This window comes from Aeromonas media (genome assembly GCF_000819985.1).
In the GTDB taxonomy this organism is placed as follows: Bacteria; Pseudomonadota; Gammaproteobacteria; order Enterobacterales; family Aeromonadaceae; genus Aeromonas; species Aeromonas media.
In genome coordinates, this window is the sequence record NZ_CDBZ01000068.1 from 65,107 (window position 1) to 85,790 (window position 20,684).

20 protein-coding genes and 2 tRNA genes are annotated in these 20,684 nt (G+C 59.2%); 17 read left to right on the forward strand and 5 right to left on the reverse strand.

All coding sequences use genetic code 11. The features are described 5' to 3' along the window. The first annotated feature begins 15 nt into the window (after nt 1-15). From BN1127_RS05460 to BN1127_RS05475, 4 genes are all read left to right on the forward strand, one after another. Nucleotides 16-1,740 (forward strand): dipeptide ABC transporter ATP-binding protein, encoded by a 1,725-nt coding sequence (locus BN1127_RS05460; RefSeq protein WP_042648784.1) that lies wholly within the window; start codon nt 16-18, stop codon nt 1,738-1,740. A 58-nt stretch (nt 1,741-1,798) separates the two neighbouring features. Next, nucleotides 1,799-3,355 carry an ABC transporter substrate-binding protein gene (locus BN1127_RS05465; RefSeq protein ID WP_041205189.1) on the forward strand — a complete coding sequence of 519 codons (1,557 nt, stop codon included), beginning with the start codon at nt 1,799-1,801 and terminating at the stop codon, nt 3,353-3,355. A 95-nt stretch (nt 3,356-3,450) separates the two neighbouring features. Next, on the forward strand, nt 3,451-4,425 hold the full coding sequence (locus tag BN1127_RS05470; protein ID WP_005326609.1) for an ABC transporter permease: 975 nt from the start codon (nt 3,451-3,453) through the stop codon (nt 4,423-4,425). A 3-nt stretch (nt 4,426-4,428) separates the two neighbouring features. Beyond that, a complete protein-coding gene (locus BN1127_RS05475) occupies nt 4,429-5,370 on the forward strand; it encodes an ABC transporter permease (protein ID WP_041205190.1) in 942 nt (313 codons plus the stop codon). An 80-nt stretch (nt 5,371-5,450) separates the two neighbouring features. Here BN1127_RS05475 and dxs read toward each other — a convergent pair whose 3' ends face one another. The 3 genes from dxs to xseB are packed head-to-tail and all read right to left on the reverse strand — an operon-like array spanning nt 5,451 to nt 8,480. Beyond that, entirely contained in the window at nt 5,451-7,316 is a 1,866-nt protein-coding gene (gene dxs / locus BN1127_RS05480; RefSeq protein ID WP_042648785.1) for a 1-deoxy-D-xylulose-5-phosphate synthase, read from the reverse strand. A gap of 21 nt (nt 7,317-7,337) precedes the next feature. Then, nucleotides 7,338-8,228, reverse strand: coding sequence for a (2E,6E)-farnesyl diphosphate synthase (gene ispA, locus BN1127_RS05485; RefSeq protein ID WP_042648786.1), 891 nt, complete (start codon nt 8,226-8,228; stop codon nt 7,338-7,340). Beyond that, nucleotides 8,229-8,480: an exodeoxyribonuclease VII small subunit gene (gene xseB, locus BN1127_RS05490; protein WP_042648787.1), complete on the reverse strand. Its 252-nt coding sequence runs from the start codon at nt 8,478-8,480 to the stop codon at nt 8,229-8,231. A 234-nt stretch (nt 8,481-8,714) separates the two neighbouring features. On the opposite strand from xseB, the gene pomA reads away from it, so the two are divergent. The 3 genes from pomA to greA all read left to right on the forward strand — a co-directional run bounded on the left by pomA (nt 8,715) and on the right by greA (nt 10,997). After that, nucleotides 8,715-9,473 carry a flagellar motor protein PomA gene (gene pomA, locus BN1127_RS05495; RefSeq protein WP_005326615.1) on the forward strand — a complete coding sequence of 253 codons (759 nt, stop codon included), beginning with the start codon at nt 8,715-8,717 and terminating at the stop codon, nt 9,471-9,473. A gap of 8 nt (nt 9,474-9,481) precedes the next feature. Then, nucleotides 9,482-10,375, forward strand: a complete 894-nt coding sequence (locus tag BN1127_RS05500; protein ID WP_042648788.1) for a flagellar motor protein MotB — start codon at nt 9,482-9,484, stop codon at nt 10,373-10,375. Between the two features lie 145 nt (nt 10,376-10,520). Further along, nucleotides 10,521-10,997, forward strand: coding sequence for a transcription elongation factor GreA (gene greA / locus BN1127_RS05505; RefSeq protein WP_041205192.1), 477 nt, complete (start codon nt 10,521-10,523; stop codon nt 10,995-10,997). A 48-nt stretch (nt 10,998-11,045) separates the two neighbouring features. Here greA and BN1127_RS05510 read toward each other — a convergent pair whose 3' ends face one another. Together BN1127_RS05510 and yhbY are read right to left on the reverse strand one after the other, a co-directional pair. Next, entirely contained in the window at nt 11,046-11,639 is a 594-nt protein-coding gene (locus BN1127_RS05510) for a PilZ domain-containing protein (protein ID WP_042648789.1), read from the reverse strand. A gap of 105 nt (nt 11,640-11,744) precedes the next feature. After that, nucleotides 11,745-12,041, reverse strand: a complete 297-nt coding sequence (gene yhbY, locus BN1127_RS05515) for a ribosome assembly RNA-binding protein YhbY (RefSeq protein WP_042648790.1) — start codon at nt 12,039-12,041, stop codon at nt 11,745-11,747. A gap of 97 nt (nt 12,042-12,138) precedes the next feature. Between yhbY and rlmE the strand changes: the two genes are divergently transcribed. The 10 genes from rlmE (at nt 12,139) to nusA (ending at nt 20,675) form a co-directional block, all read left to right on the forward strand. Then, nucleotides 12,139-12,768, forward strand: coding sequence for a 23S rRNA (uridine(2552)-2'-O)-methyltransferase RlmE (gene rlmE, locus BN1127_RS05520; protein ID WP_005326622.1), 630 nt, complete (start codon nt 12,139-12,141; stop codon nt 12,766-12,768). 45 nt (nt 12,769-12,813) lie between these two features. Continuing rightward, nucleotides 12,814-14,766, forward strand: coding sequence for an ATP-dependent zinc metalloprotease FtsH (gene ftsH, locus BN1127_RS05525; protein ID WP_041205193.1), 1,953 nt, complete (start codon nt 12,814-12,816; stop codon nt 14,764-14,766). An 84-nt stretch (nt 14,767-14,850) separates the two neighbouring features. Further along, nucleotides 14,851-15,696, forward strand: a complete 846-nt coding sequence (gene folP, locus BN1127_RS05530) for a dihydropteroate synthase (protein WP_042648791.1) — start codon at nt 14,851-14,853, stop codon at nt 15,694-15,696. A 17-nt stretch (nt 15,697-15,713) separates the two neighbouring features. Further along, nucleotides 15,714-17,048: a phosphoglucosamine mutase gene (gene glmM / locus BN1127_RS05535; RefSeq protein WP_042648792.1), complete on the forward strand. Its 1,335-nt coding sequence runs from the start codon at nt 15,714-15,716 to the stop codon at nt 17,046-17,048. 131 nt (nt 17,049-17,179) lie between these two features. Beyond that, nucleotides 17,180-17,944 carry a triose-phosphate isomerase gene (gene tpiA, locus BN1127_RS05540; protein ID WP_042648793.1) on the forward strand — a complete coding sequence of 255 codons (765 nt, stop codon included), beginning with the start codon at nt 17,180-17,182 and terminating at the stop codon, nt 17,942-17,944. After that, nucleotides 17,945-18,271, forward strand: coding sequence for a preprotein translocase subunit SecG (secG, locus tag BN1127_RS05545; RefSeq protein WP_042648794.1), 327 nt, complete (start codon nt 17,945-17,947; stop codon nt 18,269-18,271). It abuts the gene before it with no gap. 9 nt (nt 18,272-18,280) lie between these two features. Beyond that, a tRNA-Leu gene (locus BN1127_RS05550) sits at nt 18,281-18,365 on the forward strand. A gap of 91 nt (nt 18,366-18,456) precedes the next feature. Beyond that, nucleotides 18,457-18,533: transfer RNA gene (locus BN1127_RS05555), tRNA-Met, on the forward strand. 166 nt (nt 18,534-18,699) lie between these two features. Then, nucleotides 18,700-19,158 carry a ribosome maturation factor RimP gene (gene rimP, locus BN1127_RS05560; protein WP_025326064.1) on the forward strand — a complete coding sequence of 153 codons (459 nt, stop codon included), beginning with the start codon at nt 18,700-18,702 and terminating at the stop codon, nt 19,156-19,158. Between the two features lie 14 nt (nt 19,159-19,172). Beyond that, nucleotides 19,173-20,675 (forward strand): transcription termination factor NusA, encoded by a 1,503-nt coding sequence (gene nusA, locus BN1127_RS05565; protein ID WP_042648795.1) that lies wholly within the window; start codon nt 19,173-19,175, stop codon nt 20,673-20,675. The last annotated feature ends 9 nt before the right edge of the window (nt 20,676-20,684 follow it).

The following is a 20,684-nucleotide window of genomic DNA, read 5'->3' on the forward strand; positions in this document are numbered from 1 at the left end:
CCCGCAGAGGTAACCATGTCCTTGCTCGAAGTGAAAAACTTGCGGATCGAGTACCCCTCCCGCTATGGGGTGCTGGCCGCGGTCAAGGATCTCTCTTTTTCCGTGGAAAAAGGCGAGATCGTCGGCGTAGTCGGCGAATCAGGTGCCGGCAAGTCCACCATAGGCAATGCCGTCATCGATCTGTTGAGCCCGCCCGGTCGCATCGCCCGTGGCGATATCTACCTCAACGGTGAGCTCATCTCCGGCAAGAGCCAGAACGAGATGCGGGCCATTCGTGGCTCCCGTATCGGCTTCATCTTCCAGGATCCCATGACCTCCCTCAATCCGCTGTTCACCGTTGAGCAGCAGTTGGTGGAGACCATACTGGCCAATACCGATCTCAATCGCGAGGCGGCCTTTGCCAAGGCCCTCGAGCTGATGGGGGCGGTCGGGATACCGCAGCCGGAAGTGCGCATCAAGCAGTACCCGCACCAGTTCTCCGGTGGCATGCGCCAGCGGGTGGTCATCGCCATCGCGCTGTCGGGGGATCCCGAACTCATCATCGCCGATGAGCCGACCACGGCGCTGGACGTCTCCATTCAGGATCAGATCCTCCAGCTCATCCGCAACCTCTGCAAAGAGCGTCAGGTAGGCTGCATGCTGGTGACCCACGACATGGGCGTGGTCTCCAACGTCACCGACAAGGTGGCGGTCATGTACCGCGGGGATCTGGTGGAGTTCGGCACCACCGAACAGGTGCTGGGTCGCCCCAGCCACCCCTATACCCGCAGCCTCATCTCGGCGGTGCCCCGTTCCGATGTGAAGCTGGTGCGCTTCCCCCTGGTCTCCTACATCGAGGATGCCGGTGCGCCGGATCTCAGTATCGATCTCAAGACCCACTGGCTCGGCCAGAGTCAGGACGAGCGCAGCTATGAAGGTGCCCTGCTGCGGGTGGAGAACGTGGATCTGAAGTTCGTCACCAAGGATTCCATCTTCCCGAGCCGCCGTCAGTATGTGCGCGCCTGCAACAACATCAGCTTCGAGATCTTCGAAGGGGAGACCTTCGGCCTGGTGGGGGAGTCGGGCTCCGGCAAATCCACCATAGCGCGTGCCATCACCGGCCTCTATCCGCCCGATACCGGCAAGATCTTCTTCGAGGGGATCGACCTCACTGCCTTGAAAGGGGAGCATGAGCGCCGCCCGCTGCGCCGCCAGATGCAGATGGTGTTCCAGAACCCTTACTCCTCGATGAACCCGCGCATGAAGGTGCGTGACATCATCGCCGAGCCGATCCGCTTCCACAAACTGGCGAGCAGCGAGAGCCAGATTGAGGGCATAGTGAGCGATCTGCTGGATCACGTCGGCCTCGGCCGCGGGGCCGGGGTCAAGTATCCCCACGAGTTTTCCGGTGGTCAGCGCCAGCGCATCTCCATTGCCCGCGCCCTGGCGACCCGGCCGCGCTTCCTTATCTGCGACGAGCCAACCTCGGCGCTGGATGTCTCGGTGCAGGCCCAGATCCTCAACTTGCTCAAAGACTTGCAGCAGGAGCCTGGGCTGACCATGCTGTTCATCAGCCACGATCTGCCGGTCATCCGCCAGATGTGCGACCGCATCGGCGTGATGCAGCACGGTCACCTGGTGGAGGTGGCGGAGACCGAAAAACTGTTTACCAATGCCGGACATGAGTACAGCCGCAAGCTGATCTCCCTCATGCCGGAATTTAAGGGAATGTCCCGCGAGGGGCTGGAAATCGCAAGCTAGGAAAGCACCGGCTCGCCGGTTTGTCTGTCAATAAAAAGCCAAAAGCATGGAGAAAGACATGAAGAAAGGATTATCCAAGATCGCCATGGCGCTGTTCGCCGCTGGTCTCGCGTTCAACGTTTCTGCCGCCGACATCAAGGTTGCCGTCGCCTCCGACGCCACCTCGCTGGACCCGCAGGAGCAGCTCTCCGGTCAGACCCTGGAGATGTCTCACCTGGTGTTCGATCCCCTGATGCGTTACACCCAGGATCTGCAATTCGAGCCGCGTCTGGCCGAGAAGTATGAGCGCATCGACGACAAGACCGTCCGCTTCCACCTGCGCAAGGGTGTCAAGTTCCACTCCGGCAACGACTTCACCGCCGATGACGTGGTATGGACAGTCAACCGTCTGAAGGCCTCCCCGGACTTCAAGGCTATTTTCGACCCCATCGCCGAAGCCAAGAAGGTGGATGACTTCACCGTGGATCTCGTCACCGCCAAGCCGTTCCCGCTGGTGCTGCAGACCGTCACCTACATCTTCCCGATGGACTCCAAGTTCTACAGCGGCAAGGATGAAGCCGGCAAGGACAAGGCCGCCATCGTCAAGAACGGCGACTCCTATGCCTCTACCCACGTTTCCGGTACCGGTCCGTTCAGCGTCAAGTTCCGCGAGCAGGGCGTGAAGCTGGAATATGCCCGCAACGCCAACTACTGGGACAAGGCCTCCAAGGGCAACGTCCAGAACCTGACCGTGGTGCCGATCAAGGAAGACGCGACCCGCGTAGCCGCCCTGCTGGGTGGTGACGTGGACATGATCTACCCGGTTGCCCCGAACGATCTGGAGCGCGTGAAGAACGGCAAGGATTCCCAGCTGGTCACCCTGTCCGGTACCCGTGCCATCATCATCGAGCTGAACCAGAACACCAACCCGGCGCTGAAAGACAAGCGCGTGCGTCAGGCGATCAACTACGCCATCAACCAGGTGGGCATAGTCGACAAGATCAACAAGGGCTTCGGTACCCCCGCTGGCCAGCTGAGCCCGAAAGGCTATGCCGGTTACAACGAGGCGCTCAAGCCCCAGTATGATCTGGCCAAGGCCAAGGAGCTGATGAAGGAAGCCGGTTACGAGAAGGGCTTCAAGATGACCTTCATCTCCCCGGCTGCCCGCTACGTCAACGACGTCAAGATCGCCCAGGCTGTCTCCGCCATGCTGTCCAAAATCAACATCAAGGTGGATCTGAAGACCATGCCGGTGGCCCAGTACTGGCCCGAGTTTGACAAGTGCGCCTCCGACATGCAGTTGATCGGCTGGCACTCAGACACCGAAGACAGTGCGAACTTCTTCGAGTTCCTGACCTTCACCAAGGATGCCAAGACCGGCATGGGTCAGTACAACTGCGGCGGTTATGCCAACGCGGAAGCTGACAAGATGGTGATGGAAGCGAACACCGAAACCGATCCGGCCAAGCGTGCCGCCATCCTGCAGAAGGTGGAAGCCATGCTGATCGACGACGCTGCCTATGTGCCCTTGCACTGGGAAGACCTGGCCTACGGTGCCAAGAAGAACGTCGACATCAAGCCTGTGGTCAACGTGATGAACTTCCCTTACCTGGGTGACCTGGTGGTCAGCAAGTAAGTGAAGTGCTAAGGAAGGACCTGGCGGGGCGCCCATGGGTGCCCCGCCATTAACAGAAGCCTGTGCCAAGACACAGGCCACGTAGAAGGACAAGCATGTTTACATTCCTGCTGAAACGGTTCTATCAGGCCGTGATAGTGATGTTCGTCATCAGCCTGGTCGCCTTCTCCATCCAGGACAACCTGGGGGATCCGCTGCGCGAGCTGGTGGGACAATCCGTCTCCGAGTCCGTGCGCCAGGAGCTGCGCGACAAAATGGGCCTCAACGATCCCTTTTTGGTGAAATACAGCCGCTTCTTGCAGAACGCGGTGCAAGGGGATCTGGGCACCTCCTATTTCTTCAAGCGACCGGCACTCGAGGTGATCCTCGACAAGCTGGTGGCTACCCTTGAGCTGGTGTTTGCCGCTGCGCTCATCATCGTCGTTGTCTCCATTCCGCTGGGGGTTTATTCGGCGATAAGACCGCGCAGTTTCCTGACCAAGCTCATCATGGCGGTGAGCAGTATCGGCATCTCGATCCCGGTCTTCCTGACCGCCATCATGCTGATGTACCTCTTCTCCATCCAGCTGGGCTGGCTGCCGGCCTATGGCCGTGGCGAGACCTACAACCTGCTGGGCTGGGAGTCGGGCTTCTTCACCTGGGATGGCATCAAGCACCTGATCCTGCCTGCGGTGTCCCTCTCCTCCATCATGCTGCCGCTGTTCATCCGGCTGGTACGCTCCGAGATGCTGGAGCAGCTCTCCTCCGAGTACGTGAAGTTCGCCCGTGCCAAGGGGCTGGACAACAACAAGGTCTACTACCAGCACGCCCTGAAGAACACCATGCTGCCGGTCATCACTGTCGGCGGCGTGCAGATCGGCACCATGGTGGCCTACACCATACTGACCGAGAGCGTGTTCCAGTGGCCGGGGACGGGTTTCCTGTTCCTCGAGGCGATCCACAGGGTCGATACCCCACTGATCACCGCTTACGTCATCTTCGTGGGCCTTATCTTCGTGGTGACCAATACCCTGGTCGACCTGCTCTACGGGTTCATCAACCCGACCGTCAACCTGACCGCCAAGGGGTAACAGATGACTAACGCTGTAACTGCAAGCCCAAGCCGTTGGGCGCGATTCAAGAACTCTGACATCGTCTACTACTTCCTGCGGGACAAGGTAGCCATGTTCAGCTTTGCCGTGTTCGTGGTGTTCGTACTGGCGGCGCTGCTGGCGCCCTGGCTGGCGCCGCACAACGTCTATGACCAGACCAGCTTCGATCTGATGGATGCGGAGCTGCCTCCCTCCTGGCTGGAAGGGGGCGAGGCGCGCTTCTGGCTCGGCACCGACAACCAGGGACGGGACATCTGGAGCACCATCCTCTATGGCGCCCGCATCTCGCTGACCATAGGTCTGTTCGCCGTCGGCCTGCAGCTGGTGCTCGGCATCGTCATCGGCCTCATCGCCGGTTACTTCGGTGGTCGCATCGACAACCTGCTGATGCGCTTTGCCGACGTGCAGCTGTCGTTCTCCACCATGATGGTGGCCATCATCATCTCCGCCATCTTCCAGGCGACCTTTGGCTCGGATCTCTATTCCGAGTTCGCCATCGTCATGCTGGTGGTGATCATCGGCATAGCCGAATGGCCCCAGTATGCCCGTACGGTGCGCGCCTCCGTGCTGGCGGAGAAGAAGAAGGAGTACGTGGAAGCGGCCCAGGTGATGGGGTTCCGTGCCCCGCGCATCATGTTCCGCCACATACTGCCGAACTGCCTGTCGCCCATCCTGGTGATCTCCACGGTGCAGGTGGCGAACGCCATCATGAGCGAGGCAGCACTCTCCTTCCTGGGGTTGGGCATGCCGGTGGATCAACCGTCGCTCGGCTCGCTCATCAGTGTGGGCTTCAACTACATCTTCTCCGGCTCCTGGTGGATCACCGCCTTCCCGGGCATCTGCCTGGTGGTGCTGGTGCTGGTCATCAACCTGCTGGGTGACTGGCTGCGCGATGTGTTCAACCCGAAGATCTACAAGGGTTGACTCGGGTCAGAAGTGAAAATACAAGAAGGGCGCCATCAGGCGCCCTTCTTTATTGCTTGTGATTGCAGTAAGCACTTGCGTCAGGCTTGCAGCCAGGCCTCGATGCTGGCCTGAATGCCAGCGCCATCCAGCCCCAGCTGGGCATAGATCTCCTCCTGGGTGCCTTGCTCCACGAAGCGATCCGGCAGCCCCAGATTGAGCACTGGCTTGCACTGCTTGCTGCGCATCAGCAGCTCGTTCACCGCAGAACCGGCCCCGCCCATGATGGCGTTGTCCTCGATAGTGACAAACTGATCGTGGGAGGCGGCAAGTTCAAGCACCAGTGCCTCGTCCATGGGCTTGACGAAGCGCATGTCCACCAGGGTGGCGTCCAGCGCCTCGGCGGCGGCCCTGGCCTGATGCAGCAGGGTACCGAACGCCAGTATGGCGGTGCCTTTACCCTGGCGAACAATCCGGCCCTTGCCGAGTTCCAGTGCCTGCATCTCGCTCATGATCTCGCTGCCGCAGCCGCTGCCACGGGGATAGCGCACCGCAGCGGGCTGGTTGCACTGATAGCCGGTGAAGAGCATCTGGCGGCACTCGTTCTCGTCGGACGGCGTCATCACCACCATGTTCGGGACTGTGCGCAGGAAGCTGATGTCGAACGCCCCCTGATGGGTGGGGCCGTCGGCGCCTACCAGGCCGGCCCTGTCGATGGCGAACAGCACCGGCAGGTTCTGCAGCGCCACATCGTGGATCAGCTGGTCATAGGCCCGTTGCAGGAAGCTCGAATAGATGGCGACCACGGGTTTCTTGTCGGCGATGGCAAGGCCAGCGGCGAAGGTGACCGCATGCTGTTCGGCGATGGCTACGTCGAAGTAGCGATCCGGATACTGCTGGCTGAACTTGACCAGGCCGGAGCCCTCGCGCATGGCGGGGGTGATGCCGACCAGCCGCTCATCCTTGGCCGCCATGTCGCACAGCCACTGGCCGAAGATGGCGGAGAAGGTTGGTTTGCCACCGGCGCTCTTGGGCAGGGCGCACTCGTCCGGATTGAACTTGGGGACGGCGTGATAACCGATGGGATCTTTCTCGGCAGGCTCGTAGCCCTTGCCCTTCTTGGTCTTGACGTGCAGCAGCTGCGGCCCCTTGAGGTTGCGCATGTTGCGCAGGGTCTCGACCAGAGCGTGGATGTCGTGGCCGTCGATGGGGCCTATGTAGTTGAAGCCGAACTCCTCGAACAGGGTGCCGGGCACCACCATGCCCTTGAGGTGTTCCTCGGCCCGTTTGGCCAGCTCCTTGACCGGCGGCAGCCCCGCCAGCACCTTCTTGCCACCTTCGCGGATGGTGGTGTAGAGCTTGCCGGACATCAGTCTGGCCAGGTGGTTGTTGAGCGCCCCGACATTCTCGGAGATGGACATCTCGTTGTCATTGAGCACCACCAGCATGTCCTTGTGAACGTCGCCGGCGTGGTTGAGGGCCTCGAAGGCCATGCCTGCCGTGATGGCGCCATCACCGATGACTGCCACCACCTTGCGGCCCAGCCCCTCGCTCTCGGCGGCGACTGCCATGCCGAGGGCGGCACCTATGGAGGTGCTGGAGTGGCCCACGCTGAGCACGTCATACTCGCTCTCTTCCCGCCAGGGGAAGGGGTGCAGGCCATCTTTCTGGCGAATGGTGTGAATGCGCTCGCGCCGGCCGGTCAGGATCTTGTGGGGATAGGCCTGATGGCCCACATCCCACACCAGTCGATCGAAGGGGGTGTTGTAGACGTAGTGCAAGGCAACCGTCAGCTCGACGGTGCCGAGGCCGGAGGCGAAGTGGCCGCTGGAGCGGCTCACCGAGCGCAGCAGATACTCGCGCAGCTCTTCGCACAGAATGGGCAGCCGCTCTTTGGGCAGGGATCGCAACTCGACCGGCGTATCCGCGAGGGCCAGGTTGGGGAAATCGCTAATATCAACGCTCATATTGTTACTGTTATCCAGCGTTTAGTGGGTTCGCTCGATGATGTAATCGGCAAACGCTTCCAGAATGTCGGTATTGTAGGGCAAGGATTGCAGGGCTGTTAAGGCCTTGTCATGCAGTTCGCGAGCCAGCTCACGGGCAGGGTCGAGACCGAGCAGGGCCGGATAGGTGCTCTTTTCCTGCACCAGATCCGAACCTTGCGGCTTGCCGAGGGTGGCGGTGTCGCCCGTGATGTCGAGGATGTCATCCTGCACCTGGAAGGCAAGCCCGATGGCGGCGGCATAGGTTCGCAGCGCGGCCAGGGTGGCAGGCGCCACGTCGGCCTTGCACAGGGCTCCCAGGGTGACGGCGCACTCGATGAGTGCTCCCGTCTTGTGGCGATGCACCTGCTCCAGCTCGGCGAGGCTGATCCGGCGGCCTTCGGCCTCCAGATCCAGCGCCTGGCCGCCACACATGCCGAGATAGCCGGAGGCGCGGGCCAGGGTACTCAGCATCCGTACCCGGTTGGCCAGTAGCTCGTCGGGGAGGGGATGATCCGCCAGTATGGAGAATGCCAGGGTCTGCAGAGCATCGCCGGCCAGGATGGCTGTGCCTTCATCGAACGCCTTGTGCACTGTCGGCTGGCCGCGACGTAGATCGTCGTTGTCCATGGCAGGCAGGTCGTCGTGCAGCAGGGAGTAGGCGTGGATGCACTCCACCGCGGCGGCAGGGCCGTCGAGCTGTTCGCTTGGCACCCCCAGCATCTCGCCAACGGCGTAGACCAGGAAGGGGCGCACCCGCTTGCCGCCGAGCAGCAGGCCGTATTTCATTGCATCCCGCAGGCGTGGTGCCATGGCGGGCAGGGCCTCAAGCTGTGCCGAGAGACAGTCGTCGATGCGGCGCCGGTGCAGGCGGGAGAAATCGTCCAGGGTCACTCACTCCTCTCCTTGCTCTGATCGAAAGGGGATCGACTGTTCGCTGCCATCGGCCTGGGTCAGGAGGATCTGGATCTTCTGCTCGGCCTGCTCCAGCTTCTGCTGGCCGGCCCGCACCAGATGGATGCCCTGTTCGAATTGTTTGAGTGCCTCCTCGAGGGGGAGCGACCCCTGTTCCAGTTGATGCACTATGGTTTCCAGCTCTTCCAGGGTGGCATCAAAACTCAGACGGTCGATTTTTTTACTGGCCATGTCCATCCTCGGGGATTGAAAAAAACGGCTCATCTTAACATCGACCGGGCACAGGGGGGAGGCAGAAAAGTGTGCCGTCCTCAAACTATCCTGACCCCGGCCGATAGAAAGGCGCTGGCATCCATGTACTGCCGATGGGTTATTGAGGTGTGCCGGGCTTGCTGCCAGGGGCGCAATAGCAGAAAATTCAACGCAATATAAATAGATGGCAAGTTCGGCGACAGGAGTAGGGATGTGGATTTAGGCAGTCTGATAGGCATAGTGCTGGGGTTCGGGGTCGTGGTGTACGGCATGCTGCTGGGTGGCCCCATGAGCATGTATGTGGATATGCCTTCGGTCTATATCACCATATTGGGTTCTCTGTTCATCTGCATGATGAAGTTCAACCTCAGCCAGTTTCTGATGGCGTTCAAGGTGGCCGGCAAGGCGTTCATGTACAAGGGCGACAAGCTCGACGATCTGATTGCCAAGGCGGTCGAGCTGGCGGACTCGGCCCGCAAGGGAGGCTTTCTGGCGCTTGAGGCGGCGGAGATCCCCAATCCCTTCATGAAGAAGGGCATCGACATGCTGGTGGACGGCCATGACGCCGATGTGGTGCGCGCCGTGATGGAGAAAGACATCGAACTGACCTCGGAGCGCCATGTCATCGCCATCAAGGTGTTTCGCTCCCTTGGCGATCTCGGCCCCGCGATGGGGATGATAGGTACGCTAGTGGGGCTGGTGGCCATGCTGGCGAACATGAGCGACCCCAAATCCATCGGCCCGGCTATGGCGGTGGCCTTGCTGACCACGCTGTACGGGGCGATTGAAGCCAACATGATCGCCATCCCCATCGCCGACAAGCTGGAGCTGCGCAGCGGCGAGGAGCAGTTGAGCCGCACTCTGATCCTCGACGCCATCATGGGGATCCAGGACGGCCAGAACCCTCGCGTGATCCAGGCCATGCTGCAGAACTACCTGAATCAGTCCAAACGCAACAACGGGCTCGAATAGGAGGCCCCATGGCAAAGTGCAAGTGTCCGCCGCCCGGCCTGCCCGGTTACATGGGTACCTTCGCCGATCTCATGTCCCTGTTGATGTGCTTCTTCGTGCTGCTGCTCTCCTTCGCCGAGATGGATGTGCAGAAGTTCAAGCAGATCGCCGGCTCCATGGAGAAGGCGTTCGGGGTGCAGAACATTCTGGAGGTGAAGGACATCCCCAAGGGTACCTCTGTCATCGCCCAGGAGTTTCGCCCCGGCCGGCCCGAACCGACGCCCATCGACACCATCATGCAGCAGACCATAGATATGACCCAGACCGAGCTGGATTTTCAGCCCGGGGATGCGGATCAGGCGGGAGGCCATGACAAGACCGAGGGGCAGCAGAGCGGTGGCGACACCGCCCAGCAGGCCCAGAAGGCGCAGGAGCAGTCCAACGAACTGGCCAAGGCGCTGGCCGAGCAGATGCAGGCACAGATCCAGGACGGTGCCATCGAGATAGAGGCGCTGGGTCAGCAGATCATCATTCGCATCCGCGAGAAGGCGGCGTTCCCGGCGGGATCCGCCTTCCTGCAGCCCCAGTTCTGGCCGGTGATCCGTAAAGTCGCGACCTTGCTCAAGGATGTGCCGGGGGAGATCACCGTCTCCGGTCATACCGATGACGTTGCCACCGAAGACGAGCTGTTCCAGTCCAACTGGGAGCTCTCATCCCAGCGTGCGGTGGCGGTGGCCCACCAGATGATCAAGGTGCCCGGCTTTGACGGCAGCCGTCTGGTGGTGCAGGGGATGGCGGATTCCCAGCCACTGGTGCCGAACAACAGCCCGGAGAACCGGCGCATGAACCGGCGGGTGGAAATCGCCATCATGCAGGGCAAACCGACGGTATCTGCCCCTATAGGGGTGGCGGATCCCAAGTAGCTTTCGCCAGGAAGCGCGATCCCGTTCGCAGGGGCTGACATGGATTTTGTGGCGGCTTCATATTAAGATGCCTCATCCGAACCGATAGCTGCGGCTCTCTTTGATTGCCGCAGCTTCTCTTTATAAAGCAACCCAGGTTTCGACTATGAATCATACTCCGATGACTGTTCGCGGCGCTGAAAAGCTGCGTCAAGAGCTCGACTATCTGAAGAGCGAGCTGCGTCCCCAGATTATCGAAGCGATTGCTGATGCCCGTGAACATGGTGATCTGAAAGAAAACGCCGAATACCATGCCGCTCGCGAGCAGCAAGGTTTCTGTGAAGGCCGCATTCAGGAGATTGAGAGCAAGCTCTCCAATGCTCAGGTGATCGATATCACCAAGATTGCCAACAATGGCCGCGTCATCTTCGGTGCGACCGTGACCCTGCTGAAAAGCGAAACGGAAGAGGAAGTGGTGTACCGCATCGTGGGCGACGACGAGGCGGACATCAAGCAGAACATGATCTCCGTGAACTCGCCCATTGCCCGTGCCCTGATCGGCAAGGAAGTGGACGATGTGGCCATCGTCAAGACACCGGCTGGCGATGTTGAGTACGAAATTTTGGAAGTCGCCTACCTCTGACGATGAGGGGCGATGAAGAAACAGGGGAGCCCGGCTCCCCTGTTGCATTTAGTCCCACTGATAGGCCTGGACGAAGGCGTCCTGATGACGCTGGAAGAGCCAATCCCGCAGTTGCTCCTGGTCTCCCTTGTCCAGCTGGAATTTCAAGGCCCAGTCGTGGCGCTGCTGGTGGGAGTGGACGTGCCTTATCAGGGTGCCGCTCAGTGCCAGGGGAGGCAATCCTTCTATGCCGAGGGTACCGTGCAGCCGATCGCCCTTGGCCAGGGTCGGTGGCAAACCGGCCACGATGAGACCGCCGAGGGAGAGGCTATGCACCTCATACTCGGCATCGCCGGTGTGCAGGACGGCCTTCTCATCGAGTCGCCAGGCACGCAGGTGAGGGGAGCCCAGCTCCGTGATGGTAGGGGCGGCGATGCGCAGTTCGGTGTGGCCTTCCGCCGCCAGGGTACAATGCAGCGGAAAACGCAGTTGATGGCCGGCGATGCGGGCCTCGATCGTCAAGGGGCTGGCCCGTTGCAACAGGCTCTGTAGGGGAAGACTCAGGTTGCCTCGCAGGAACTGGCCGGCGGCCATGTCCTCGGCGTCTCCCAAGTCCTGCAGCATGGCCAGCTCCTCGTCGGTGAGAATCTGATGCTTGTCCATAGTGGATGTCCGCAAGTATTCATCGCAGGTTAAGGGCCTGACGACTATTTTGGCAAGCGACTTGGGAAGAAGAGAAATGAAGGAAAGAGCGAACGCTCTTTCCTGTTACTTGCGGGGCAACTGGATCTTGGGTTCTGTGGCCTGACGATAGATGGTCAGTACATAGCCCATGCTCTGTACCTTGATGGCGCCGGTTTCACGAACGATGGCATCCATTACCAGCTGTTTCATCTCACGATCTTCAGACGACACCTTAACCTTGATCAGCTCGTGGTGGTTCAGCGCCAGATCGATCTCGGCCAGCACACCTTCGGTCAGGCCGTGTTGTCCCAGCAGGACGACCGGCTTCAGGCTGTGGGCGAGGCCCTTGAGGTATTGTTTCTGTTTATTGTTGAGAATCATGGCAATTTCTTCATAAGTCAGGGTTGAAAGGGGCGTATTCTACCCCCACTTAGCCCTTAATACTAATAACCCTTGTGGTTTTTTAAAGTCGACAATCATGACCCAGAAAAAACATTCCCCCAGTTCAACCCGCTGGTTAAAAGAACATTTTGACGATCATTACGTCAAAAAAGCCCAGAAGTTGGGACTGCGTTCCCGCGCCGTGTTCAAGATCGACGAGATCCAGGGCAAGGACAAACTGCTCAAGCCGGGCATGACGGTGGTGGATCTGGGAGCCGCCCCTGGTGGCTGGTCCCAGTTCGCTATCGATCAAGTGGGCGACAAGGGACGGGTGATTGCTTGCGATATTCTGCCGATGGATTCCATTGCCGGTGTCGATTTCCTGCAAGGGGACTTTCGGGAGGAAACTGTGCTTGCCGCCTTGCTGGCCCGGGTTGGCCCGGACAAGGTTGATGTGGTCATGTCTGACATGGCGCCTAACATGAGCGGGACCCAGCAGGTGGATCAGGCTCGCTCCATGTATCTGATCGAGCTGGCGCTGGACATGTGCAATCAGGTCCTGCGCAGTAATGGCAGTTTCGTGGTCAAGGTATTTCAGGGGGAGGGCTTCGACGCCTATCTCAATGAAATTCGTAGACTTTTCTCTGTCGTCAAGATTCGTAAACCAGACTCCTCCCGTGCCCGTTCACGAGAAGTCTACATTGTGGCTACCGGTTTTAAACTGTAGTACCCTAACCCTCATCGTTAACTGTCAGTCTGCGAGGTCATTGATTTGAGTGACATGGCGAAAAACCTAATCCTGTGGCTGGTCATCGCCGTCGTGCTGATGTCGGTGTTCAATAGCTTCAGCCCCAGCGATACCACCAGTCGCCAGCTGGACTATTCCAGCTTCGTGAAAGAAGTGACCCAAGAGCAGATCCGTGAAGTGCGGATGGATGGCAAGGTCATTAATGGCGTCAAACGCACCGGTGAACGTTTCACCACCATCATCCCTGCGCCGGATCCCCAACTGCTTAACGACATGCTCAACCATAACGTGAAGGTGATGGGTGAGAAGCCGGAAGAGCCGTCTCTGATCACGTCAATCTTTATCTCCTGGTTCCCGATGCTGTTGCTGATCGGTGTCTGGGTCTTCTTCATGCGTCAGATGCAGGGCGGCGGTGGCAAGGGTGCCATGTCGTTCGGCAAGAGCAAGGCTCGCCTGATGAGTGAAGATCAGATCAAGACCACCTTCGTCGACGTGGCGGGTTGTGACGAGGCAAAGGAAGAGGTCAAAGAGCTGGTCGACTATCTGCGCGATCCGACCAAGTTCCAGAAACTGGGCGGCAAGATCCCCACCGGCGTGTTGCTGGTAGGCCCGCCTGGTACCGGTAAGACCCTGCTGGCCAAGGCCATCGCGGGTGAGGCCAAGGTGCCCTTCTTCACCATCTCCGGTTCCGATTTCGTCGAGATGTTCGTGGGTGTCGGCGCCTCCCGGGTGCGCGACATGTTCGAGCAGGCCAAGAAATCCTCCCCCTGCATCATCTTCATCGATGAAATCGATGCGGTCGGTCGCCAGCGTGGCGCCGGTCTGGGTGGTGGCCACGATGAGCGTGAGCAGACCCTGAACCAGATGCTGGTCGAGATGGATGGTTTCGAAGGCAATGAAGGCGTCATCGTCATCGCCGCGACCAACCGTCCAGACGTGCTGGACCCCGCTCTGCTGCGCCCGGGTCGTTTCGACCGTCAGGTCGTGGTCGGTCTGCCGGATGTCCGCGGCCGTGAGCAGATCCTGAAGGTGCACATGCGCAAGGTGCCGTTGGCGGATGACGTCAATCCGGCGCTGATTGCCCGCGGTACACCCGGTTTCTCTGGTGCCGATCTCGCCAACCTGGTCAACGAGGCTGCCCTGTTCTCCGCCCGTGAGAGCCGCCGCGTGGTCTCCATGCTGGAATTCGAGAAGGCCAAGGACAAGATCATGATGGGCGCGGAACGCCGCTCCATGGTGATGAAAGAGTCCGAGAAGGAGATGACGGCTTATCATGAAGCCGGTCACGCCATCATTGGTCGTGTCGTGCCGGATCATGATCCCGTCTACAAGGTCTCCATCATCCCGCGCGGTCGTGCGCTGGGTGTGACCATGTATCTGCCGGAGCAGGATCGCTGGAGCCACTCCAAGCAGCATCTGGAGTCGATGATCTCCAGCCTGTACGGCGGTCGTCTGGCGGAAGAGCTGATCTACGGTACCGAGAAGGTATCGACCGGTGCCTCCAATGACATCGAGCGTGCTACCGACATCGCGCGCAAGATGGTCACTCAGTGGGGGATGTCCGAGCGCCTCGGCCCCATGCTCTATGCAGAAGAAGATGGTGAAGTGTTCCTCGGTCGCAGCATGGCCAAGGCCAAGCACATGTCCGACGACACCGCGCGTGTCATCGATGCCGAGGTCAAGCAGGTCATCGATCGCAACTATGCTCGTGCCAAGCAGATCCTGCAGGACAACATGGATGTACTGCACACCATGAAGGATGCCTTGATGAAGTACGAGACCATAGATGCTAAGCAGATCGACGATCTGATGGCACGTCGTGAGGTTCGTGCTCCCAGCAACTGGCATGATGAGCACGGTGATACCCCGCAAGGTGGCGCCAGTGTGAGCCGCGAGCCCGAGGTCAAGGCGCCGTCCGATGACAGCAGTGCACCGCTGAATGACATCGACAAGGCGAACGATGTCCCGGCCAAATAAGCTTTCATGATCCAAACCCCGGGCTTGCCCGGGGTTTTTCTTTATGCGGATACCCAGATTTTCTTGTAACAGGTAGATGTAAAGATGCAACTAATCAGCAAGGGGCGCAGCCTCTCCCTGGAGCGTCCCCACGTCATGGGGATCCTCAACGTGACTCCGGACTCCTTCTCCGATGGCGGCCGCTTCAAACCACTTGAACTGGCGCTGGCTCATGCTCGTCAGATGGTGGAGGAGGGAGCCACCCTCATCGACATCGGTGGCGAGTCGACCCGCCCGGGCGCACCCGACGTGAGCGAGCAGGAGGAGCTGGACAGGGTTATCCCTGTGGTCGAGCGGATGGTGCAGGAACTCGATGTGATGATCTCCCTCGATACCTCCAAGGCTGCCGTGATGAGGGCGGGCTGCTCGGCAGGCGCTCACCTCATCAATGACGTGCGGTCCCTGCTCGAGCCCGGTGCCCTGGCTGCAGCGGCAGGGGCTGACGTGCCCGTGTGTCTGATGCACATGCAAGGCCAGCCGAGAACCATGCAGGCCGAACCTCATTACGACGACTTGCTGGGGGAAGTGAGGGCCTTCTTCGACGAACGGATAGTCGCTTGCCTGGATGCAGGGATCCCGCGTCGGCACCTGCTGCTGGATCCGGGTTATGGTTTTGGCAAGACGGTGGCACACAACTATCAGTTGCTGGCCGAACAGCAGAAGTTGTTGGATTACGGTCTGCCGCTCTTGGTGGGGATGTCGCGAAAGTCTATGATAGGCAATCTGCTTGGCCGCCCCGTTGATGAGCGGCTGGCCGGCAGCCTGGCCTGCGCTCTGATCGGGTTGCAACATGGCGCCAGGATCATCCGGGTGCACGACGTGCGAGCCACCATGGATGCTCTGCGCGTTGGCTGGATGGTAATGACGGGACAAGATTTCATATCCAAATAAAAAAACGAGAACAGACAATGACCAGAAAGTATTTTGGCACCGATGGTGTCCGCGGCAAGGTTGGCGAATTTCCGATCACCCCGGATTTCGTGATGAAGCTGGGTTGGGCCGCCGGCAAGGTGCTCTCCAAGAAGGGCACCAAGAAGGTGCTGATCGGCAAAGATACTCGCATCTCTGGCTATATGCTTGAATCCGCCCTGGAAGCGGGCCTCTCCGCAGCGGGCCTCAAGGCCATACTGATGGGTCCCATGCCGACGCCGGCGGTGGCCTACCTGACTCGCACCTTCCGTGCCGAGGCTGGCATCGTCATCAGCGCCTCCCACAACCCTTATTACGACAACGGCATCAAGTTCTTCTCCGCCGATGGCACCAAGCTGCCCGATGAAGTGGAGCTGGCCATCGAGGCCGAGCTGGATAACGAGCTCAAGTGCGTGGAGTCCGCCGAACTTGGCAAGGCGCAGCGCATCGACGATGCCGCCGGCCGTTACATCGAGTTCTGCAAGAGCACCTTCCCCACCCATCTGAGCCTGGAAGGAGTGAAGATGGTGGTGGATTGTGGCCATGGAGCCACCTATCACATTGCCCCCTCGGTGTTCCGCGAGCTGGGCGCCGAGGTGATTGCCATAGGTTGCAGCCCGGATGGCCTCAACATCAACGATGGGGTGGGCTCCACCGCACCGGAGGCGCTGGCCGCCAAGGTGCTGGAGTGCAAGGCCGATCTCGGTGTTGCCTTCGACGGTGACGGCGATCGCCTGGTGATGGTAGACAGCACTGGCTACATCATCGACGGCGACGAGATCCTCTACATCATCGCCCGCGATGCTCTGCGCAACGGCCGCCTCAAGGGCGGTGTGGTAGGTACTCTAATGGCCAACATGGGTCTGGAGCTGGCGCTGCAGACGCTCGGTATTCCATTTGCCCGTGCCAAGGTGGGTGACCGCTACGTGCTCGAGATGATGAACGAGAAGGGCTGGCGCATCGGTGGCGAGAACTCCGGTCACATCATCTGCCTGGACCAGACCACCACAGGGGATGGCATAGTCGCCGCCCTGCAGGTGCTGACGGCGGTGTGCTCTGCGGAGATGCCGCTGGCCAAGCTGCGCTCCGGCATGAGCAAGTTCCCCCAGGTACTGGTGAACGTGCGTTTTGCCGAGGGCAAGGATCCGCTGGCGGCCGAAGCCGTGCAGCAGGAAGTGGCCAAGGTGGAACAGGAACTGGGCGGCCGTGGCCGTGTCCTGCTGCGCAAATCCGGCACCGAGCCCTTGATCCGGGTCATGGTGGAAGGGGAGCATGAGCAACAGGTGCGTGACATGGCACAACGCATCGCCCAACAGGTCGAATCGGCGTTTTAATGAGCAACCAGGGCGATGTTTTAATCGCTCTGGTTGTATCTTGTTCAAACGATTCGAAAATTTGAAAATAGCACTTGTCAGCTGATCATCCTCTGGATATTATCAGCCCCGCTTTCGCAAGGGAGTTGCCGATGGGACATCGCAAGCCGTTTGTAGCCGCCAACTGGAAGTTACACGGTAGTAGGTCGCAGTTAGAGCAGTTTACGAGTCAATGCCTGAAGGGTGTTGGTGATGATGTAGATGTTGTTCTCTGTCCTTCCCATGTGCATCTCGACTTTACCGCACGACTGCTCGATGAGCAGAAGGTGATAAGGTTGGGGGCTCAGAATGTGAGCCAGCACAGACAGGGCGCTTATACGGGTGAAGTCTCGTGTGAGATGCTGGTCGAGGCAGGGTGCCGATACGTACTGGTCGGTCACTCCGAGCGCAGGCGTCTCTTTGGTGAGACCAGCTTTATCGTCGCAGAGAAGTTTGCGGCAGTCAGAGCGGCAGGTTTGATTCCCATCCTTTGTCTGGGGGAGTCAGGTGCGGCGAGGCAGGCGAGAAGAACCTTTGAAGTGATCGCCGAAGAGCTGGATATCGTCATAGAGAAAAATGGCGCGATGGCTTTCGATAATGCTATCATCGCCTACGAGCCGATTTGGGCTGTAGGTACAGGTAAATGCGCCACACCCGAGCAGGCACAAGAGGTTCATTCCTTTATACGTGGTCGCTTGGCGGAGGATACTCCGGTAATAGGTGAGAAAGTCAGAATCATCTATGGTGGGAGCGTGACGCCGACCAACGCGAGAGATTTGTTTGCCCAGCCCGACATTGATGGCGGACTGATAGGTGGAGCAAGCCTCGACAGCGATGCGTTTTTAGGAATTGTTGAAGCGGCAAAGGGTGCAAGTTAAATGTACGAGATTCTTTTAGTCGTTTATCTGCTGGTGTCACTGGCTCTGATCGGTCTGGTGATGATTCAGCAAGGTAAAGGGGCTGATATGGGCGCCTCCTTCGGCGCAGGGGCATCGAATACTGTATTCGGCTCCGGTGGTTCAGGCAGTTTCCTGACCCGCACAACTGCAATTTTGGCCACTCTGTTCTTTTTGATCAGCCTGGTGCTCGGCTCAATGTCAAGCAACAAGGTAAAACAGGGTAGCGAATGGGAAAATCTGCAACAGACTCAGCAAGTTGAGCAGACCAAAGCGCCAGTTAAGAAAGACGCTGACGTTCCCGAGTAAAGAGTTTTTGCCGTGGTGGTGGAATTGGTAGACACGCTATCTTGAGGGGGTAGTGCTCTAGGGTGTGCGGGTTCGAGTCCCGCCCACGGCACCAATTAAGCAGTGAACCCGGGTAACCGGGAAGTTATAGCCAGTCAGTCTTGTGTGATGAGAATGAAGTGGCTATAATCTCGCACGATTTCGGACGCGGGGTGGAGCAGCATGGTAGCTCGTCGGGCTCATAACCCGAAGGTCGTCGGTTCAAATCCGGCCCCCGCAACCAAATTTCACGCATTTCCTACGCTCAGGAAGGCGGTCGCTGCGAGGCGACAATCAGGGTAAAGCGCCAAGCCCCGATTTGACATCGGGGCTTTTTGTTATGTGCGATTTACTCTGAATCGATCTCTATCTGGGCTATATGCCCTTTTTTTGTTTTTCGGAGGGTGACTTTGGCTACGTTGGAACAACGTTTGACCGATCTGCTCGAGGCTCCGGTCGTTGCCTTGGGTTTTGAACTTTGGGGTGTCGAGTTTATCCGTGCGGGTAAGCACTCGACCTTGCGCGTCTTCATCGACTCAGAGCAAGGTGTGACGGTGGAAGACTGTGCCGAGGTGAGCCGCCAGGTTGGCGCCATCATGGACGTTGAAGATCCCATCACCGAGGAGTATTACCTCGAGGTTTCCTCCCCGGGCCTGGATCGTCCGCTGTTCAAGGTTGCCCAGTTCGAAAAATACGTTGGCCAAGAGGCGGCGGTTTCGCTTCGGATGGCAACAAACAACCGCCGCAAGTTCAAAGGCGTAATCAAAGCTGTGCAGGGGGACATGATCACCCTGACAGTAGATGGTAAGGACGAGGTGTTGGCTTTCACCAATATCCAAAAAGCGAACATAGTGCCGAACTTTGGTTAACGAGGCTATCGGATATGAATAAAGAGATTTTGCTGGTCGTTGACGCTGTGTCCAACGAGAAGGCTGTCCCCCGCGAGAAGATTTTCCAGGCTCTGGAGACTGCGCTGGCGACTGCGACCAAGAAAAAATACGAAGGCGAGATTGAAGTTCGGGTCGAGATCGATCGCAAGACCGGTGACTACGACACCTATCGCCGTTGGGTCGTGGTGGCCGATCAGGCTTCCATGGAGAACCCGTACGGGGAAATCACTCTCGAAGCCGCTCAGATCGAGCAGCCGGATATCCAGATCGGCGACTATGTTGAAGACCAGATTGACTCTGTCACCTTCGACCGCATCACCACTCAGACCGCCAAGCAGGTCATCGTGCAGAAAGTGCGCGAGGCCGAGCGTTCCCAAGTCGTTGACCAGTTCAAGGACAAGGAAGGCACCATCATCAGCGGCGTGGTCAAGAAGAGCAACCGCGACAACGTCATCCTGGATCTGGGCAGCAATGCCGAGGCCGTGATCTTCCGCGACGACATGCTGCCCCGTGAGACCTTCCGTCCCGGTGACCGCATCCGTGGTCTGCTCTATGCAGTCCGTCCGGAAGCCCGTGGTTCCCAGCTGTTCGTCAGCCGCTCCAGCCCGGACTTCCTGAAAGAGCTGTTCCGCATCGAAGTGCCGGAAATCGGCGAAGAGATGATCGAAATCATGGGCGCTGCCCGTGATCCGGGTTCCCGCGCCAAGATTGCGGTCAAGACCAACGATCGTCGTATCGACCCGATCGGTGCCTGTATCGGCATGCGCGGTGCTCGCGTTCAGGCGGTATCCGCCGAGCTGAGCGGTGAGCGTGCCGACATCGTGCTGTACGATGACAACCCGGCCCAATACGTGATCAATGCCATGGCGCCTGCCGATGTGGCCTCCATCATCGTTGATGAAGACAACCACACCATGGACATCGCCGTGGAAGCCGCCAACCTGGCCCAGGCCATTGGTCGCAACGGTCAGAACGTGCGTCTGGCTTCCCAGCTGACCGGTTGGGAGCTGAACGTCATGACCGTCGAGGACATGCGTGCCAAGCACCAGGCCGAGAACGATCGCATCCTGACTCTGTTCACCACAGCGCTGGACATCGACGACGATTTCGCCGGTCTGCTGATGGAAGAAGGTTTCTCCACCCTGGAAGAGATCGCCTTCGTACCCGTCAATGAGCTGCTGGCCATCGACGGTCTGGACGAAGACATGGTGGAAGAGCTGCGCAAGCGTGCCAAGGATGTCCTGACCACCAAGGCCCTGGCCAAAGAAGAATCCTTCGACGGCGTAGAGCCTTCCGAAGAACTGCTCAATCTCAACGGCCTTGGCCGTGACATGGCGTATGCCCTGGCCGCTCGCGGCGTCGGCACCCTGGAAGATTTGGCAGAGCAAGGTATCGACGACCTTGCCGACATTGAAGAGCTGACCGCTGAGAAAGCCGGTGAGCTGATTATGGCTGCTCGCAATATCTGTTGGTTCGGAGAAGAGCAGTCTGAATAAGATCAAACG

Excerpts from the sequence above, each read along its gene's own strand:
- BN1127_RS05460 (WP_042648784.1), top strand. The coding sequence starts at position 16 with ATGTCCTTGCTCGAAGTGAAAAACTTGCGGATCGAGTACCCCTCCCGC.
- BN1127_RS05465 (WP_041205189.1), top strand. The coding sequence starts at position 1,799 with ATGAAGAAAGGATTATCCAAGATCGCCATGGCGCTGTTCGCCGCTGGT.
- BN1127_RS05470 (WP_005326609.1), top strand. The coding sequence starts at position 3,451 with ATGTTTACATTCCTGCTGAAACGGTTCTATCAGGCCGTGATAGTGATG.
- BN1127_RS05475 (WP_041205190.1), top strand. The coding sequence starts at position 4,429 with ATGACTAACGCTGTAACTGCAAGCCCAAGCCGTTGGGCGCGATTCAAG.
- dxs (WP_042648785.1), bottom strand. The coding sequence starts at position 7,316 with ATGAGCGTTGATATTAGCGATTTCCCCAACCTGGCCCTCGCGGATACG.
- xseB (WP_042648787.1), bottom strand. The coding sequence starts at position 8,480 with ATGGCCAGTAAAAAAATCGACCGTCTGAGTTTTGATGCCACCCTGGAA.
- BN1127_RS05500 (WP_042648788.1), top strand. The coding sequence starts at position 9,482 with ATGGCAAAGTGCAAGTGTCCGCCGCCCGGCCTGCCCGGTTACATGGGT.
- greA (WP_041205192.1), top strand. The coding sequence starts at position 10,521 with ATGAATCATACTCCGATGACTGTTCGCGGCGCTGAAAAGCTGCGTCAA.
- BN1127_RS05510 (WP_042648789.1), bottom strand. The coding sequence starts at position 11,639 with ATGGACAAGCATCAGATTCTCACCGACGAGGAGCTGGCCATGCTGCAG.
- yhbY (WP_042648790.1), bottom strand. The coding sequence starts at position 12,041 with ATGATTCTCAACAATAAACAGAAACAATACCTCAAGGGCCTCGCCCAC.
- rlmE (WP_005326622.1), top strand. The coding sequence starts at position 12,139 with ATGACCCAGAAAAAACATTCCCCCAGTTCAACCCGCTGGTTAAAAGAA.
- folP (WP_042648791.1), top strand. The coding sequence starts at position 14,851 with ATGCAACTAATCAGCAAGGGGCGCAGCCTCTCCCTGGAGCGTCCCCAC.
- glmM (WP_042648792.1), top strand. The coding sequence starts at position 15,714 with ATGACCAGAAAGTATTTTGGCACCGATGGTGTCCGCGGCAAGGTTGGC.
- tpiA (WP_042648793.1), top strand. The coding sequence starts at position 17,180 with ATGGGACATCGCAAGCCGTTTGTAGCCGCCAACTGGAAGTTACACGGT.
- secG (WP_042648794.1), top strand. The coding sequence starts at position 17,945 with ATGTACGAGATTCTTTTAGTCGTTTATCTGCTGGTGTCACTGGCTCTG.
- nusA (WP_042648795.1), top strand. The coding sequence starts at position 19,173 with ATGAATAAAGAGATTTTGCTGGTCGTTGACGCTGTGTCCAACGAGAAG.